The sequence below is a fragment of the Glutamicibacter sp. NPDC055354 genome, from assembly GCF_053644955.1.
On sequence record NZ_JBSHMB010000001.1, the window covers coordinates 87,915 to 101,977 of the forward strand.

Annotated in this window: 14 protein-coding genes; 10 read left to right on the forward strand and 4 right to left on the reverse strand. The window is 63.8% G+C overall.

The features are described from left to right. The first annotated feature begins 47 nt into the window (after nucleotides 1-47). From ACWICV_RS00430 to ACWICV_RS00440, 3 genes are all read left to right on the forward strand, one after another. The gene (locus ACWICV_RS00430) at nucleotides 48-881 is read left to right on the forward strand and encodes a metal ABC transporter ATP-binding protein (protein ID WP_105662569.1); all 834 of its coding nucleotides are present in this window, start codon (nucleotides 48-50) and stop codon (nucleotides 879-881) included. 9 nt (nucleotides 882-890) lie between these two features. Further along, on the forward strand, nucleotides 891-1,748 hold the full coding sequence (locus ACWICV_RS00435) for a metal ABC transporter permease (RefSeq protein ID WP_105658383.1): 858 nt from the start codon (nucleotides 891-893) through the stop codon (nucleotides 1,746-1,748). Between the two features lie 78 nt (nucleotides 1,749-1,826). Next, on the forward strand, nucleotides 1,827-2,456 hold the full coding sequence (locus ACWICV_RS00440) for a maleylpyruvate isomerase family mycothiol-dependent enzyme (protein ID WP_454090935.1): 630 nt from the start codon (nucleotides 1,827-1,829) through the stop codon (nucleotides 2,454-2,456). Nucleotides 2,457-2,512: 56 nt separating this feature from the next. Here the strand turns inward: ACWICV_RS00440 and ACWICV_RS00445 are convergent, their stop codons facing one another. Both ACWICV_RS00445 and ACWICV_RS00450 read right to left on the reverse strand, forming a co-directional pair. Then, a complete protein-coding gene (locus tag ACWICV_RS00445; protein ID WP_332594810.1) occupies nucleotides 2,513-3,973 on the reverse strand; it encodes an HNH endonuclease in 1,461 nt (486 codons plus the stop codon). A 114-nt stretch (nucleotides 3,974-4,087) separates the two neighbouring features. Then, on the reverse strand, nucleotides 4,088-4,513 hold the full coding sequence (locus ACWICV_RS00450) for a Fur family transcriptional regulator (RefSeq protein WP_105658386.1): 426 nt from the start codon (nucleotides 4,511-4,513) through the stop codon (nucleotides 4,088-4,090). Nucleotides 4,514-4,665: 152 nt separating this feature from the next. Between ACWICV_RS00450 and ACWICV_RS00455 the strand changes: the two genes are divergently transcribed. The 4 genes from ACWICV_RS00455 to ACWICV_RS00470 are packed head-to-tail and all read left to right on the forward strand — an operon-like array spanning nucleotide 4,666 to nucleotide 6,931. Further along, on the forward strand, nucleotides 4,666-5,370 hold the full coding sequence (locus ACWICV_RS00455) for an MBL fold metallo-hydrolase (protein WP_400290739.1): 705 nt from the start codon (nucleotides 4,666-4,668) through the stop codon (nucleotides 5,368-5,370). After that, entirely contained in the window at nucleotides 5,367-6,203 is an 837-nt protein-coding gene (locus tag ACWICV_RS00460; protein WP_402473791.1) for a sulfurtransferase, read from the forward strand. The genes ACWICV_RS00455 and ACWICV_RS00460 overlap by 4 nt, the downstream gene beginning before the upstream one ends. 29 nt (nucleotides 6,204-6,232) lie before the next feature. Then, complete coding sequence (locus tag ACWICV_RS00465; protein ID WP_105658389.1) at nucleotides 6,233-6,661, forward strand: HIT family protein; 429 nt, start codon at nucleotides 6,233-6,235, stop codon at nucleotides 6,659-6,661. Between the two features lie 3 nt (nucleotides 6,662-6,664). Beyond that, a complete protein-coding gene (locus ACWICV_RS00470; protein ID WP_402473792.1) occupies nucleotides 6,665-6,931 on the forward strand; it encodes a hypothetical protein in 267 nt (88 codons plus the stop codon). A gap of 109 nt (nucleotides 6,932-7,040) precedes the next feature. On the opposite strand, the gene ACWICV_RS00475 is transcribed toward ACWICV_RS00470, so the two are convergent. Beyond that, nucleotides 7,041-7,475 (reverse strand): Lrp/AsnC family transcriptional regulator, encoded by a 435-nt coding sequence (locus ACWICV_RS00475; RefSeq protein ID WP_105658391.1) that lies wholly within the window; start codon nucleotides 7,473-7,475, stop codon nucleotides 7,041-7,043. An 81-nt stretch (nucleotides 7,476-7,556) separates the two neighbouring features. On the opposite strand from ACWICV_RS00475, the gene ACWICV_RS00480 reads away from it, so the two are divergent. Both ACWICV_RS00480 and ACWICV_RS00485 read left to right on the forward strand, forming a co-directional pair. Continuing rightward, nucleotides 7,557-8,333 carry an AzlC family ABC transporter permease gene (locus ACWICV_RS00480; protein WP_133834477.1) on the forward strand — a complete coding sequence of 259 codons (777 nt, stop codon included), beginning with the start codon at nucleotides 7,557-7,559 and terminating at the stop codon, nucleotides 8,331-8,333. Next, complete coding sequence (locus ACWICV_RS00485) at nucleotides 8,323-8,646, forward strand: branched-chain amino acid transporter permease (protein WP_105658393.1); 324 nt, start codon at nucleotides 8,323-8,325, stop codon at nucleotides 8,644-8,646. The genes ACWICV_RS00480 and ACWICV_RS00485 overlap by 11 nt, the downstream gene beginning before the upstream one ends. Here ACWICV_RS00485 and hrpA read toward each other — a convergent pair. Continuing rightward, entirely contained in the window at nucleotides 8,641-12,600 is a 3,960-nt protein-coding gene (hrpA, locus tag ACWICV_RS00490) for an ATP-dependent RNA helicase HrpA (protein ID WP_402473793.1), read from the reverse strand. The two genes, ACWICV_RS00485 and hrpA, sit on opposite strands and share 6 nt — an antisense overlap. A 398-nt stretch (nucleotides 12,601-12,998) precedes the next feature. Between hrpA and ACWICV_RS00495 the strand changes: the two genes are divergently transcribed. Continuing rightward, complete coding sequence (locus ACWICV_RS00495; protein ID WP_332731187.1) at nucleotides 12,999-13,994, forward strand: ABC transporter substrate-binding protein; 996 nt, start codon at nucleotides 12,999-13,001, stop codon at nucleotides 13,992-13,994. Nucleotides 13,995-14,063: the final 69 nt, after the last annotated feature.

Genomic DNA, 14,063 nt, shown 5'->3' on the forward strand with positions numbered 1-14,063 from the left:
TTTCGTTGCCGGCCCATCCTCAGCCAGCGCAATCCAGAAAGCAGTCAATGACAGAGACCCCCATCGTCAGGTTTGAAGACGCGCGCCTTGCCTATGGCTCCCGCGTGCTCTGGGATGAACTCAACCTATCCATAGCGGCGGGGGAGTTCCTTGCAGTTCTAGGGCCCAACGGCTCGGGCAAGACCAGCTTCATCAACACGATGCTCGGCACCACCGCGCTCAATCGAGGCAGGGTCTCGATCGCCGGGGAGGCCGTGCGCCGGGGGTCGGCTGCCGTGGGGTTGATCCCGCAGCAGCGCCCCTTCGGGGACAACGTTCCCCTGCGCGCTCGCGACCTGGTCGCACTGGGACTGGATGGAACCCGGCCCGGGATTCGCGTGGCCCGCAGGGCCGTGCGCAACAAGGTCGACGAACTGCTGGAACTGGTCGGCGCTACCGCCTACGCCAACCGTGCGGTGTCCGACCTTTCCGGAGGCGAGCAGCAGCGCCTGCGCGCAGCGCAGGCTTTGGCCAGTGATCCCCGGGTACTGCTATGCGACGAGCCGCTGCTCTCCCTGGACCTCAATCACCAGCAGGCGATCAGCGAAGTGATACACCGCCAGGCCGCAGAGCGCGGCAGCGCGGTAGTCTTCGTGACGCACGAGATCAACCCGATCCTGCCCTATGTCGACCGCGTCCTGTACCTGGCCGAAGGCCGCTTCCATCTGGGCAGCGTGGATGAAGTCATGCAGTCTGCGGTGCTCACCGAACTTTACGGTGCTCCGGTCGAGGTGCTGCGGGTCAATGGCCGCATCGTGGTGGTCTCGGGCGACGGCAATCGGGCATTGCCAGCCGATGGGCACGACCACGTTGAAGAAATCGATCTAGAGACCGGAAAGTAGGAGCAGGACATGGACTTTTCGGATCTCATCGAGAAGGCGTTCAACTTCCAGGATTACGGACTGCTGCTTCCGCTGGTGACCAATTCCCTGATTGCCGGTGCAGTTCTGGGCGTGGTTGGCGGTCTGATCGGCATCTTCATCATGATGCGGGACATGGCTTTCGCCGTGCACGGCATCGCTGAGCTGTCCTTTGCGGGGGCGGCCTTCGCCTTGCTCATCGGAGCCGACGTGGTGACTGGCTCGGTGTTCGGGTCCATGATCGCGGCGCTGATCCTTGGCATTCTCGGAACCCGGGCGAGGGACCGGAATTCCATCACCGGCGTGCTGATGCCTTTCGGCCTTGGCCTGGGCATCTTGTTCCTTTCGCTGTATGAGGGGCGAAGCGCCAATAAGTTTGGCCTGCTGACCGGCCAGATCGTGGCCGTGGATGACGTGCAATTGACAGGAATGCTGGTCCTTTCGGCGGTGGTAGTGATCGCGCTGCTGGTTATTTGGCGTCCGCTGACCTTCGCTTCGGTGGACCCGGTGGTTGCCAATGCCCGGGGCGTGCGCACGGCTGGCCTGTCCATCGTCTTCATGATGATCCTGGCGCTGGCTGTAGCGGTGACGATTCAAGTGGTCGGTGCCTTGCTGGTGCTGGCGCTGCTTATCACGCCCGCCGCAGCCGCCATGCGTGTGAGCTCCAATCCGGTCATCACCGTCGTGCTCTCCATCGTGTTCGCGGAACTGGCTGTCGTGGGCGGCATCCTTCTTGCGTTGGCTGGTTCCTTGCCGATCAGTCCGTATGTGACCACGATTTCGTTCGTGATCTATGTGGTCTGCCGCGGAATCGAAGCGGTGCGTTCCCCTCGCCGCCACCAAGTCTAGGAGCTGCATTCGGCCAGCGCGCCCCCGCTGGTTCCGGGCTCGGTTGACTAGCCGGCAGCCGAACCTCCAAGCTGGAGCATGAGCAAAATTCCAGCCAGTGAAATCTGGCCATTGGTGCATGCCGAACGCCTGGCCCTGATCGATGATCTGGGAACTTTGGATCCGGATCAGTGGGAAGTTCCCTCCCTGTGCGATGGGTGGAGCGTCCATGACGTGGCTGCTCATTTGGCAGATAACGCGCGTGCGACTTTCTTCCGCCTGCTTGCCGGGATGCCCAAGGCCGGATTCAGCTTGGACCGCCAGAACGACAATGGCGTGGCCGCCGAGAAGGCCGCAACTCCCGATGGGACATTGCGCAGGCTCGTTGAGGTCGCGGCTTTGCGGGCCACTCCACCGGTTCCGATTGCCAGCCGGTTGGTGGAGGAAATCGCCCATGGGGAAGACATCCGTCGTGCCGTGGGCCTGAAACGGGCCTATCCTGCAGAATCCCTGGAGCCAGCAATCAAATACCAGGCAGCCACGCCGCAAGGTGTTGGGGGTGCCAAGGAATTAGCGAGCAGGGTCCAGCTGTGCAGCGACGACGAAGGCTTCCGGCTGGGCATCGGCCCGCAGATTGCAGGACCGCGCCTGGAACTGCTGATGCTGGTTTCAGGCCGAAGCAAGCACGCTGTGGGCCTGACGGGTCCGGGGCTGGCCCTCGTGCGGTAAATTGCAGAAAGGTGAGGGGCCGCGCGGCATGGGCGCGGCAGAACGCGCGCCGTTGCCTAGGTTTCAGTAGTTCCTGGTCCGTCGGGCCTGGTGAGCCGTTCCTTGAAATCAGCGAACCATTTCGAGTCGCGCATTAGTTGCGGGAATGGCTTGTGCATGAATCCAGTTGCCGGTGGCGCAGTGGATCGATAGGACATTGCCGACCCCGGACAGATCATCATCGAGTGCCGATCGCGGAAAGCGGTGTACTCGTACCAGCCGTCGGCCTGCTTTGCCTTGTTGCAGGTCGCGCAACGGCCCGAAGCATTGGCCACGGTCGTCTTGCCGCCACGTGCATACTGGAGCACGTGGTCTGTTTCTTCGACCAGCCCGTCGCAGAAGGGCGTTCGGCAATGCCGATCGCGAATCCCGATGAACCTCTTGAGCTTATCCGGGAAGATCCGGGCTTTGGAATCCATCGCGATTAGTTCCTGGTCCCCGGGAGCGGTGTAGAGACGAGTTATCTCCGTCATCACTTCGATCCGCTCAATATTCTCGGGGGCGAGTTCGGCTTCCATTTCCGCGAAGGTCAGCTCGTTGGGAATCTGGTGGCCGCCAATGAGTTCCCGCGCAGTCTGCGCGGGGATGAAGCCGTAGCCTTCCAAGTAGGCCGGTTCGCGATCACCCATGAACAGCGCTCTATCGGTCATGACCAGTCCGAGCTGGACGTTGATCTTCTGCTCATTGTTTTCATCGAAGAACATGTAGCGGGCCAGCAGATCGGCCTGGATCTGGGTGCGGGTGCGGGCATCGCCCTTGCGCTTGATCCTGCATGACTGGTTTCGCAGCGTCATCTGCAATCCGGTTCCGCCAACGATAGGCAGACGGGCCTGGAGGAAGACGCACCCTGCTTCCCGATCGGTGCGGAAGCGAACGTAGCGTTGCTGGTTGGCTTCCTTCAGCTTCTTGTCTTCCCGGTCCGATGCGTACTTGATCGTGAAGCTGGTGACCGTTTCCTTGATGCGCTTGGGGCCCATGGATTCGAACATGTCTGGATTCTGCCCGTAGATCGCATCGAACTCGGTGCGGCGCAATGGCCGGACTTCCTGCAGCGGGGTGAGCATCGCGTTGATCTGCGCTTCGGTGAATTCACCACGGGAGAATGCGGCAGCGATATTCGGGGTGTCCTCGAAGAGGATGCGGCAATTGGCCAGGTAGTTCCTGGAACCGCGTTGAGTCTGCTTGCGGGCGATGGCAACGCGGCTGGCCGCTCCGCGGACCTGGTCATCGATGTTGGTGCCGCGCTCTTCATTCTCGCGCAGGACTTCCTTCTCCAACTGGTGAGCCAGGCCGGCTTGCTGATAGCGCAAGGATGAGACCAGTCCTTCGACGGATTCGATAACCCGGGCGCACGCGGCCTTGCCGCCGTGGTCATGGAACCATGACAGGTCGTTCTGCAGCTGGATCAGGTGGGATTCGAAATCCGGCTGATCTGCTGGGCGGGCTAGGCTGTTTCCGTGCGCCTTTGCTTCGAGCATAGTACTAGTATACGCCCATTGTTCGAATATGTCTTCGAATGATTCAGCTGGGGATTACCGAACTCTTGGGGCGCCGAACAGTCCGCTGGACCCAGGTCCAGGTAGCGGAAAGGGCTACGAGGCAGCGGGGGCGCCAGCCTTGGCTTTGGCACGGCAGTCGGCGCAGAGGCCGTAGATTTCCACGGTGTGCTCGGGATCGGAGAAGTCGTGCTCCGCGGCAACCCGAGCGGCCCAGCGCTCGACGGAAGGGGCAAGTACCTCGACGGTCTTGGAGCAAACGCGGCAGACCAGGTGATGGTGGTGGACCTCGGTGACGCACTGGCGGAAGCGGGCTTCGCCATCTCCGCTGCGCAGCACATCGACCAGGCCATCGTCGGCCATGGACTGCAGCAGGCGGTACACGGTGGCCAGCGAAACCTTCTTCTCCGAATCCTGCAGCCAGCGATGCAGCTGCTGGGCGGTGGCGAAATCATCGACCTCGCCCAGTGCCTCGGTGACGGCCAGGCGCTGCTTGGTGACCCGGGTTTCTGGCTGGGACATCGACGTGCACCATTCCTTGAGTTTGTTGCGGACCGGCGATAAGCCAGCGAACTGGGCCAATCACCTGCGGTTTCCCTCAATTTTAGCCAACTTTGCGTTGCAATGCGTGTCTGGCTCTGGCATGGGCGGGGCGCTGAGCCTACGCTAAGGATATGCGCATCAAACTTAGGGGCCATTCCTGCTTGGAAGCGAGCACGATCGACGGCAAGGTCTTGCTGGATCCGGGCGGATTTTCGCAGCTTGACGACGCGTTCGACGGCATCAATGCCGTGCTGGTCACCCATGAGCATGCTGACCATGCCGACCAGCCGGCCATTGCCGCCGCGCTGGAGGCGAATTCCATCCTGGAGCTCTACGCGCCGGCCGCGCTGGCGCAGGCGATGCGCGACCAGCTGCCGCCAGCGGCCCAATCCCAGGTGGTGACGGTGCGAGCCGGGGCCGACTTCATCGTCGGCGGCATTCGGGTACGGACTTTCGGAGGCACCCACGCCACCATCCACCATTCCATTGCAGTGGTTGCCAACGTGGGCTACCTCCTGGGGGACCGCGCGGTAGGCCAGCTGGAGGTCTTCCACCCGGGCGACAGCTACCAGGTGCCGGTGGGGGCGCAGCCGGATGTGCTGCTGCTGCCGGTGATGGCCCCGTGGGGCAAGATGGCCGAGGCTGCCGACTTCGCGGTGGCCGTGGATGCTAGGTGCTGGATGCCGATCCACGACGGGCTGCTCAACGCCAACGGACTTGGGCTTTTCGATCGCCAGCTCGGCGCGATCGCCCAGCGGGCAGGATGCAGCTATGTGCGCTTGGAACCTGGAATCGAACATCATCTCGACGAGTTGCTGGGAGGCACCAACGAATGAACCCCTTGATAAGCGCCGCGCAGCTTCGCGAAATCCTGGACGCCGGGGGCCAGCCGGTGCTGCTCGATGTGCGGTGGGTCCTGGGCCGCGACGACGGGGCGCAGAGCTACGCTGCCGGGCATATCCCCGGCGCGGTGTTCGCTGACCTGGAAAAAGAGCTTTCCGGTGCGCCGGGCGAGCATACCGGCCGCCACCCGCTGCCTTTGCCGGCGGACTTCGAGCAGGCCGCGCGCGGCTGGGGCATCAATGCCCAGAGCCACGTGGTGGCGTACGACAACTCCGGAGCCCTCGCCGCGGCCCGGGCCTGGTGGCTGCTGCGCCATGCCGGATTCGACCGCGTGCAGGTGCTCGACGGCGGGCTCGGGGCCTGGACGGACGCCGGCGGAGAGCTGGCGCTGGGCTACGAGCAGGCCGCCAAGGGCAGCGTTTCGCTGTCGTGGGGCCGGATGCCGGTGGTGGAGTACGAGGAGCTGGACACCTTGCCCGGCACGCTGATCGACTCGCGGGCCACCGCGCGCTACCTGGGCATCGAGGAGCCCATCGACCCGGTGGCCGGGCATATTCCCGGTGCGCTGAACCGTCCCACCACCGACAACCTCGACGCGCAGATGCGTTTCCGGGCGCCGGAGGTGCTGCATTCCAGCTTCGTGACGCTGGGTGCCCACAGGCCGGGATCGGCCGCCTACTGCGGTTCGGGGATCACCGCGACGCACCAGGTATTGGCCGCGGCAAGTGCCGGGATCCCACTGGGGCTTTTCCCCGGCAGCTGGTCCGAATACTGCTCCTACCCGGATGCGCCGGTCGCCACGAGCGACGAGAAGCACCGCCACTAGAATTCAGCCATCGAGCAAGAAAGGCAGCAATGAGTACGCTGTTCACCAAGATCATCAACGGGCAGATCCCGGGCCGCTTCGTGTGGGAGGACGAAACCTGCGTGGCGTTCTTGTCCATCGGGCCGCTCTCCGACGGGCACGCACTGGTGGTTCCGCGCGAGGAAATCGACGAGTTCACCGATGCCTCCGACGAGCTGGTTGCGCACCTGACCCTGGTCGCGGCCAAGATCGGGCGCACCCAGAAGCGCGTGTTCTCCGCGCAGCGCGCGGGCCTGATGATCGCCGGATTCGAGGTGCCGCACCTGCATGTGCATGTCTGGCCGACCAACTCGCTGGCGGACTTCGACCTGTCCAATGCGGCCGATAACCCGGATCCGGCGGCCATGGACAAGAACGCGCAAGCGCTTCGCGCGGGCCTGCGCGAAGATGGCCATGGGGAATTCGTGCCCGAGGCCTAGCCGGTGCAATTCATCCGCTACCAGGGCACCGAGCCCAATCACCGCGGCGTGCACCTGGGGATTTTCGCGCTGGCCAATTCCCTGGGCCGCGGCGGGAAGCTGAGCGCCGCCGAACACGCCATCTTGCGTGCGGGCAATGACTGGTACGACGCTGCCTATCCGAACCCGAGCCGCACCCATCGGGCAATCTACGACCATGCGATCAACCCCGGGGCCGTGGCGTGGTTCAGGGGCAGCGCGCAGCACCTGCTGGCGCGCGTCGAGCCCTAGGTGCGGTTGCACGACGCGCACCGGATCGGCTGGGAGATGCTGGAAAGCAGTGCTCCGGGCACCATCATCTACGAAGATGACGTGCAGGTGATCGCCACGCCCGCAGTGCCTAGCCCTTCACCCGGCGCATGGTCATGTGGGAGGTGACGCGGCGGACCGCCGGCAGCGCGGTCAGCTTGGGAATCAGGTCCCGGTCGTAGGCCTCGGCATCGGCCACCTGGATGCGCAGGAAGTAGTCGGGCTGGCCGTAGAGGCGGCGTATTTCGGTGACGCCGGCAACGGTGTCCACCGCCTTCTCGAATTCGTCGAGGCTGTGCTCGTTGTTCATTTCGACGTCAATGGCCACGGTGACCTCGAAGCCCCTGCCATAGGCCTTGGGATTGACGATCGCCTTGTAGCCATGGATGATTCCCTCGGCCTCCAGGCGCTGGACGCGACGCAGGCAGGGAGCGGGGGTCAGGCCCACCCTGCGCGAGAGCTCGAGGTTGCTGATGCGGCCGTCATTTTCCAGTTCGGCAATAATTGCGCGGTCAAGATCATCCATGCATCTATTATTGCCGATCCAACCCGTCAGTTGGCTAGAATCAGCAACCATATTTGGCTTGGAATTTCCTAATATTGCTTCATGAGCGAAAAACTGGCAATTAAAGGTTCCCGGCCTTTGTCCGAAGAGGACCGATGGCAGCAGATCAGGCTGGGCGCGAAAAATGTGCTTCCCGCCAGTCTTGCGGTCATGCCATTGGGCCTGGCCCTGGGCGTGCTGCTGGTGCGCTCGGGATTGCCCTGGTGGTCAGCTCCCTTGCTTGCCGGGCTGGTGTTCGCCGGTTCCCTGGAATTCCTCTTGATCGGGCTGCTTGCCGCCGTGGCGCCGCTGTCCCATATCGCCCTGACCACGCTGGTAGTCAATTTCCGCCACGTATTCTATGCGATCTCTTTCCCGCTGCACCGGGTCAAGGGCCAGGGGGCGAAGTTCTACAGCATGTTTGCACTGACCGATGAGGCCTATGCGCTGACCCTGCAGGCCGAGCGGAAGGACTATTCCTCGACGCGGATCCTGGCCATCCAGAGCCTGTTCCATGCAAGCTGGACCACCAGCGTGCTGGGCGGATCGCTGTTGGGCGCAATGATCCCCGAATCCATCAGGGGCCTGGAATTCGCGGTGACCGCATTGTTTGCCGTGCTGGCGATCGAAGCGTTCAAGGCCTACCGCAGTGTGCCGCTGTCCATGCTGGCGCTGATCAGCGCCGTGGCGGCCAGCTGGATCGCACCGCAGAGCATGATGGTGGTAGCCATGGCGATTTTCCTTGCCGGACTTGCGGCGGCCTACCTGCTGCGCCGGCGCACCGGCACCGCTCAGCAGGCCGGCGGGCAGCAGGCGGGAGAAGCAGCCGATGCCCGATAGCCTCTACCTCTTCTCGGCCATCGCGTTGAGCACCGCAGTGACCTTCGGGCTGCGTGCCTTGCCCTTCGCCTTCATCGCCAAATTGCGCAGCAACGCGTTCATCAACTACCTGGCGCTGCGCATGCCCTTGGGAATCATGGTGGTGCTGGTTGCTTCCACGGTGCCTGCCGGCATTGCGGATCCGGCCGTGGCGTGGCCGGTGGCCACCGCCCTGGCGGCCACCGTGGTGCTGCACCTGCTCAAGTCCAATGCGGTGCTCAGCGTGCTGGGCGGCACCGCCGTCTACGTTGGGATCCTCAGCTGGCCGCTATAGCTGCGCCAGCGAATCCTTGATCGCCTTGCGGATGCGCTTTTCGCTGACCGAATAGGCGGTGCCCAGCTCCTGGGCGAACAGCGAAATGCGCATTTCCTCCAGCATCCACTTCACCTGGGCCAAGTCCGCCGGCACCCGGGCTCCGGGCGGAACCCGATCCAGGGCGGTATCGTATTCGTCTTCCAGCTTCTGGATCACGACCAGGGCCTGGGAATCACGGGTGACAGCACCTGCGCGCAGCTTCTCCAAGCGCTTCTCGATGCCCTGCACATAGCGCGGCAGGCGCATCAGGTTCGCTGCCCCGGTGGCCGCGATGAAGCCCGGATAGATCAGCTGCTCGAGCTGGGAGCGGATATCGGTGACTGCCGCGAACATCGCCAGGGAGTTGGTGCTCTTCAGATCCTTGTTGATCCGGGTCGAGGAGCCAAAGACCTTCGCCACGATCGCGGTAATCGTGAAGACCGTGTCGATCTGCTCGGCGCGCACCGTCTCGAACAGCGCCTCGAATTCGGCGCGGTTCATCGGCAGCTTCTCGGGCACCAGCTGGTCTATCGCGGCCATGGTGCAATCGGCAATCAGCTTCTCGATGGACCCGTGCGGGTTCTGCGTGAACACCAGCTTCTCAGCGTTCTTCAGGTGCGAAATCACGAACTTCCCGGCAGGCGGCAAGCGCAGCATCAGCAACCGGATGACACCGGTTCGGTGCGCCGCATCGCGCTCGGCCTGGGTGCGGAAAACACTCAGGTCGACCTTTTCGCCGGTGTCCATCAGCCCCGGATAGGCGGTGATCTGCTGGCCCATCACCGTGGTGGTAACCTTGGCAGGCAGCGTATCGCCCAGGGTATCGCCTGATGATTCCAGCTGCGGCCAATGATCCAGCGACTTCTGGTCCCAGGCGCCGGTGGCCGCCGATGCGGTGGCCGCGGCGCCCTTCTTCTTGGACTGCGCCTTCGACGCGGCCGCAGGCTTGCCAGGCATCCCCGGCTTGCCGGTGGCGACACCGGGGGAGTTGACCCCGCTGGCCAGCGCGGCGCGGTTGGCCGCGGCGAACTTGTACTGCAAGGCGGCCAGGTCATCGCCGCTGCCCAGCACCTTCCCCGAAGCATCGGTGACGGTGAAGCCGAAGCGCAGATGCGCAGGCAGGGTCGAGAAGTCGAAGACCGAAGGCTCGACGACCATGCCGCGCAGCCGGCGCAGCACCAAGGCCAGGGAATCGGCCAGATCATCGGCCGCCGGATCGAAGTCCGCCTCCAGCATGGCCAGCGCCTTGGCCGCCACATCCGGGGCAGGCACGAAGTTCTTGCGGATGGCCTTGGGCATCGAACGGATCAGCGCGGTGAGCAGCTCGTGGCGCAACCCCGGAATCAGCCAGGCGAAGCGCGCGGGATCCAGCTGGTTCAAGAACACCACCGGGACCGTGAGCGACACGCCATCGCCTTCTCCCGGGGCGGCCGCCGGGTTGTACTCGTAGGACAGCGGCAAGTGGATGCTGCCCAGCTGCCAGGTGGTGGGGAACGCGGCCTCGTCAACCGCATCGGACTCGGCCAGCAGCGCCTCGGGGTCGAAGTCCAGCAGCGACGGATCGGTGGCGCGGGCCTTCTTCCACCAGCGGTCGAAGTGGCGCTCCGAGTAGACCTCGGCGCCCACCCGGGCATCGTAGAAGGCGAACAGGTCCTCATCGGAAATGCGCAGGTCATGGCGGCGCATGCGGGTTTCGAGCTCTTCGACTTCTTCGAGCAGCGCCCGGTTCTTGGCGAAGAACTTATGGTGGGTGCGCCAATCGCCCTCCACCAGCGCGTGACGGATGAACAGCTCGCGAGCCAGGTCCTTATCCACCCGCCAGTAGTGGAACTGGCGGCGCGGGATGATCGGCAGGCCGAAAAGCGTGACCTTCTCGTAGCCCATGACCGAACCGGTGCGCTTGGACCAGTGCGGCTCGGAGTGGGTGCGCTTGAGCAGGTGCGGAGCCAGCTCTTCCACCCATTCGGGGGAGATGGCCGCGTTGGTGCGGGCCCACAGCCGCGAGGTTTCCACCAGCTCGGCGGACATCACCCAGGTCGGGGACTTCTTGAACAGGCCCGAGCCGGGGAAGATCGCAAAACGGGTGCCGCGCGCGCCCAGGTAGTCGCGCTTGCGCTCATCGTAGAGCCCGATGTGCCCCAGCAGGCCCGACAGCAGCGACTTGTGCACCTGGTCCTCATTGGCCGCCGGGTCTATCGGGGCGGCCGCCATGGTGATGCCCAGCGGCTTGGCCAGCTGGCGCAGCTGGGTGAACAGGTCCTGCCACTCGCGCACGCGCAGGTAGTTGATGAACTCGTTCTTGCACAGCCGGCGGAAAGCGGAGGAGGACAGGTCCTTCTGCTGCTCCTGCAGGTAGGCCCACAAATTCAGCAGCGCAATGAAGTCGGACTTGTCATCGGCGAAGCGCTTATGCAGCTCCACCGCACGATCACGCTGCCCGGTTTCCTCGCTGGGACGCTCGCGCGGATCCTGGATGCTCAGCCCGGCAGCCAGCACCATCACTTCCTTGGCGACCCCGCGTTGTGCGGACTCGACGATCATCCGGCCCAGGCGCACATCCAGCGGCAGCACCGCCAGCGCCCTGCCGGTTTCGGTCAGCTTCGCGGCCTTGTCCTGCTCCAGCGCACCGAGCTCGCGCAGCAGGTTCACGCCATCGGTGATGGCCTTGGCTTCGGGCGGCTGGACGAACGGGAAGCTGGCCACCTCGGTGGCCGAAGCGACCACGCCCATGGAGATCATCTGCAGGATCACGCTGGCCAGGTTGGTGCGCAGGATTTCCGGGTCGGTGAACTCCGGACGCGCCTCGTAGTCGGGCTCCGAGTACAAGCGGATGGCGATGCCCTCCGACACGCGGCCGCAACGTCCCGAACGCTGGTTGGCGCTGGCCTGCGAAACGCGCTCGATGGGCAGGCGCTGCACCTTGGTGCGGTGAGAATAGCGCGAAATGCGGGCGGTGCCGGTATCGATCACGTACTTGATGCCCGGCACGGTCAGCGAGGTCTCGGCGACGTTGGTGGCCAGGATGATGCGCGGGGCGCCACCGGGGTGGAAGACCCGGTGCTGCTCGGCCAGCGACAGCCGGGCGAACAGCGGGAGCACCTCATAGCGCGGCAGGCGCTTGTTGGCGGTGACCATGGCGCGCAAGGCTTCGGCCGCGTCGCGGATTTCGCGCTCGCCGGAGAAGAAGATCAGGATGTCCCCGGGCGCTTCGCCGCTCAGTTCCTTGACCGCGTCGGTGACCGCATCCAGTGGGTCGCGTTCTTCCTCCAGCGAGTTCTCCCGGGCCTCGTCCGCGTCGACATCGAGCTCGGCCTGCAGCGGGCGGTAGCGCAATTCGACGGGGAAGGTGCGCCCGGAGACCTCCAGGATCGGGGCAGGCTCGACGCCGCCGCCGGGCAGCGGCTTGCCGAAGTGCTCGGCAAAGCGCTGCGGGTCAATGGTGGCCGAGGTGATGATGATCTTCAGCTCGGGGCGCTTGGGCATGATCTGCTTGAGATAGCCCAGCAGGAAGTCGATGTTCAGGCTGCGCTCATGCGCCTCGTCGATGATGATCGCCGAGTATTTCTTGAGCAGCTTGTCGCGCTTGATCTCGGCCAGCAGGATGCCGTCCGTCATCACCTTCAGCTTGGTCTTGCGCGAAACCTCGCCGGTGAAGCGCACGTGGAAGCCGACTTCCTCGCCGATTTCGGTGCCCATTTCCTCGGCGATGCGCTCGGCCACGGTGCGCGCGGCCAGGCGGCGCGGCTGGGTGTGCCCGATCATGCCCTTCTCGGCCAGGCCGAGCTCGATGAGCATCTTGGGAAGCTGGGTGGTCTTGCCCGAACCGGTTTCGCCGGCGATTACCACGACCTGGTTTTCGCGGACCGCGGCGAGGATGTCCTCGCGGCGGGCTGAAACGGGAAGGGCTTCGGGATACGTAATGCTGAGCGCCATGATGTTCCCATTCTATTCGCGCCACGCATTTTCGTGGTGGCCGCCGGGCCGAAGCCCGATTCGGGGCAGGAAATGTGCTCCCGGACGCATTGCTCCATGAGTCAAATTTTCAGATTGTCCAAGCAATTGTCGACAAGTTCGGGCCGGTAAATACAAAACTTCCAGATTCTGCTTCCCTGCGGAGCATTTGTGTCCACAAGAATCCGTATCAAGATGCAAACGTCTAGGAATCGACCGTGATTGTAGGCAAGGTGAGGTCGTTCACATGTAAGATCGGGGGTAATCATCGACGTGATGCCTGGACGGTTCCCGCATGCTGCGCACCAGTTGCGCTTCATAATCAGGCTTCCGCGCTATCGGTGGGAATCACTCGCAAGGGAACTTTGAAAGGAACTTCAATGAAGAGCTTCACCGCCATGAAATTCGCTGCCATCGCAGCAGCTGGCGCACTGGCCCTGACCGCCTGCGGCGGCAGTGGCGAGCAGGGCACCGCGGAGGGCGGCGACGAGGCCGTCAAGATCGGCATCTCCCAGTTCGTCTCGCACCCTTCGCTGGACGCAGTGGTCACCGGCTTCAAGGCAGGCATGGAAGAAGCAGGCTACACCGGCGAGAAGATCAGCTACGACGAGAACAACGCCGAAACCGATCAGGCTACCAACACCTCGATTGCCGGCAAGCTCGCCGCTGATTCGGATATCGACCTGGTGCTGGCAATTGCTACCCCGTCGGCCCAGGCCGCGGCGCAGGCGATCACCAAGGTACCGGTCCTCTTCTCCGCTGTGACCGACCCGGTTGATGCCAAGCTGGTCGCCTCCAATGAAGCTCCGGGCGCGAACGTCACCGGCACTTCGGACATGAACCCGGTCGACGAGCAGCTGCAGTTGCTCAAGGACCTGGTGCCCGATGCCAAGAAGGTGGGCATTGTCTACTCCTCGGGCGAAGCCAACTCCGCAGTCCAGGTGAAGATGGCCAAGGAAGCAGCCAAGAGCCTGGGGCTGACCATTGAAGAAGCCGCTGTCTCGGCGTCCAGCGAAGTCCAGCAGGCCGCCAGCTCGCTGGATGTCGACGCGTACTACGTTCCGACTGACAACGCAGTCGTTTCCGCCCTGGAAGGCCTGCTGCAGGTTGCCGAGAAGAACGGCGTGCCGGTCATTTCGGCTGACGGCGAGTCCGTCAAGCGCGGTGCTACCGCAACCTACGGCATCAACTACGAGAAGCTGGGCGCGCAGACCGCTGCCATGGCCGTGAAGCTGCTCAAGGGCGAGGCCGAGCCGGCAACCCTGCCGGTGGAGACCATCTCCGAGGTCGATCTCTACCTGAATGAAGATGCCGCCAAGAAGGCAGGCATCGAATTCACCGACGAGATGAAGTCCGAAGCCGTAGAGGTCTACTAAGCCCCGGCAACAACTTACCGACGCAAGGCGAGGCGCATAACCTGGTGCCTCGCCTTTCGTCGTGATTAC

Bases quoted from the DNA above. Each gene is read 5' to 3' on its own strand.
- ACWICV_RS00430 (WP_105662569.1), top strand. From the start codon at position 48: ATGACAGAGACCCCCATCGTCAGGTTTGAAGACGCGCGCCTTGCCTAT.
- ACWICV_RS00435 (WP_105658383.1), top strand. From the start codon at position 891: ATGGACTTTTCGGATCTCATCGAGAAGGCGTTCAACTTCCAGGATTAC.
- ACWICV_RS00440 (WP_454090935.1), top strand. From the start codon at position 1,827: ATGAGCAAAATTCCAGCCAGTGAAATCTGGCCATTGGTGCATGCCGAA.
- ACWICV_RS00445 (WP_332594810.1), bottom strand. From the start codon at position 3,973: ATGCTCGAAGCAAAGGCGCACGGAAACAGCCTAGCCCGCCCAGCAGAT.
- ACWICV_RS00450 (WP_105658386.1), bottom strand. From the start codon at position 4,513: ATGTCCCAGCCAGAAACCCGGGTCACCAAGCAGCGCCTGGCCGTCACC.
- ACWICV_RS00455 (WP_400290739.1), top strand. From the start codon at position 4,666: ATGCGCATCAAACTTAGGGGCCATTCCTGCTTGGAAGCGAGCACGATC.
- ACWICV_RS00460 (WP_402473791.1), top strand. From the start codon at position 5,367: ATGAACCCCTTGATAAGCGCCGCGCAGCTTCGCGAAATCCTGGACGCC.
- ACWICV_RS00465 (WP_105658389.1), top strand. From the start codon at position 6,233: ATGAGTACGCTGTTCACCAAGATCATCAACGGGCAGATCCCGGGCCGC.
- ACWICV_RS00475 (WP_105658391.1), bottom strand. From the start codon at position 7,475: ATGGATGATCTTGACCGCGCAATTATTGCCGAACTGGAAAATGACGGC.
- ACWICV_RS00480 (WP_133834477.1), top strand. From the start codon at position 7,557: ATGAGCGAAAAACTGGCAATTAAAGGTTCCCGGCCTTTGTCCGAAGAG.
- ACWICV_RS00485 (WP_105658393.1), top strand. From the start codon at position 8,323: ATGCCCGATAGCCTCTACCTCTTCTCGGCCATCGCGTTGAGCACCGCA.
- hrpA (WP_402473793.1), bottom strand. From the start codon at position 12,600: ATGGCGCTCAGCATTACGTATCCCGAAGCCCTTCCCGTTTCAGCCCGC.
- ACWICV_RS00495 (WP_332731187.1), top strand. From the start codon at position 12,999: ATGAAGAGCTTCACCGCCATGAAATTCGCTGCCATCGCAGCAGCTGGC.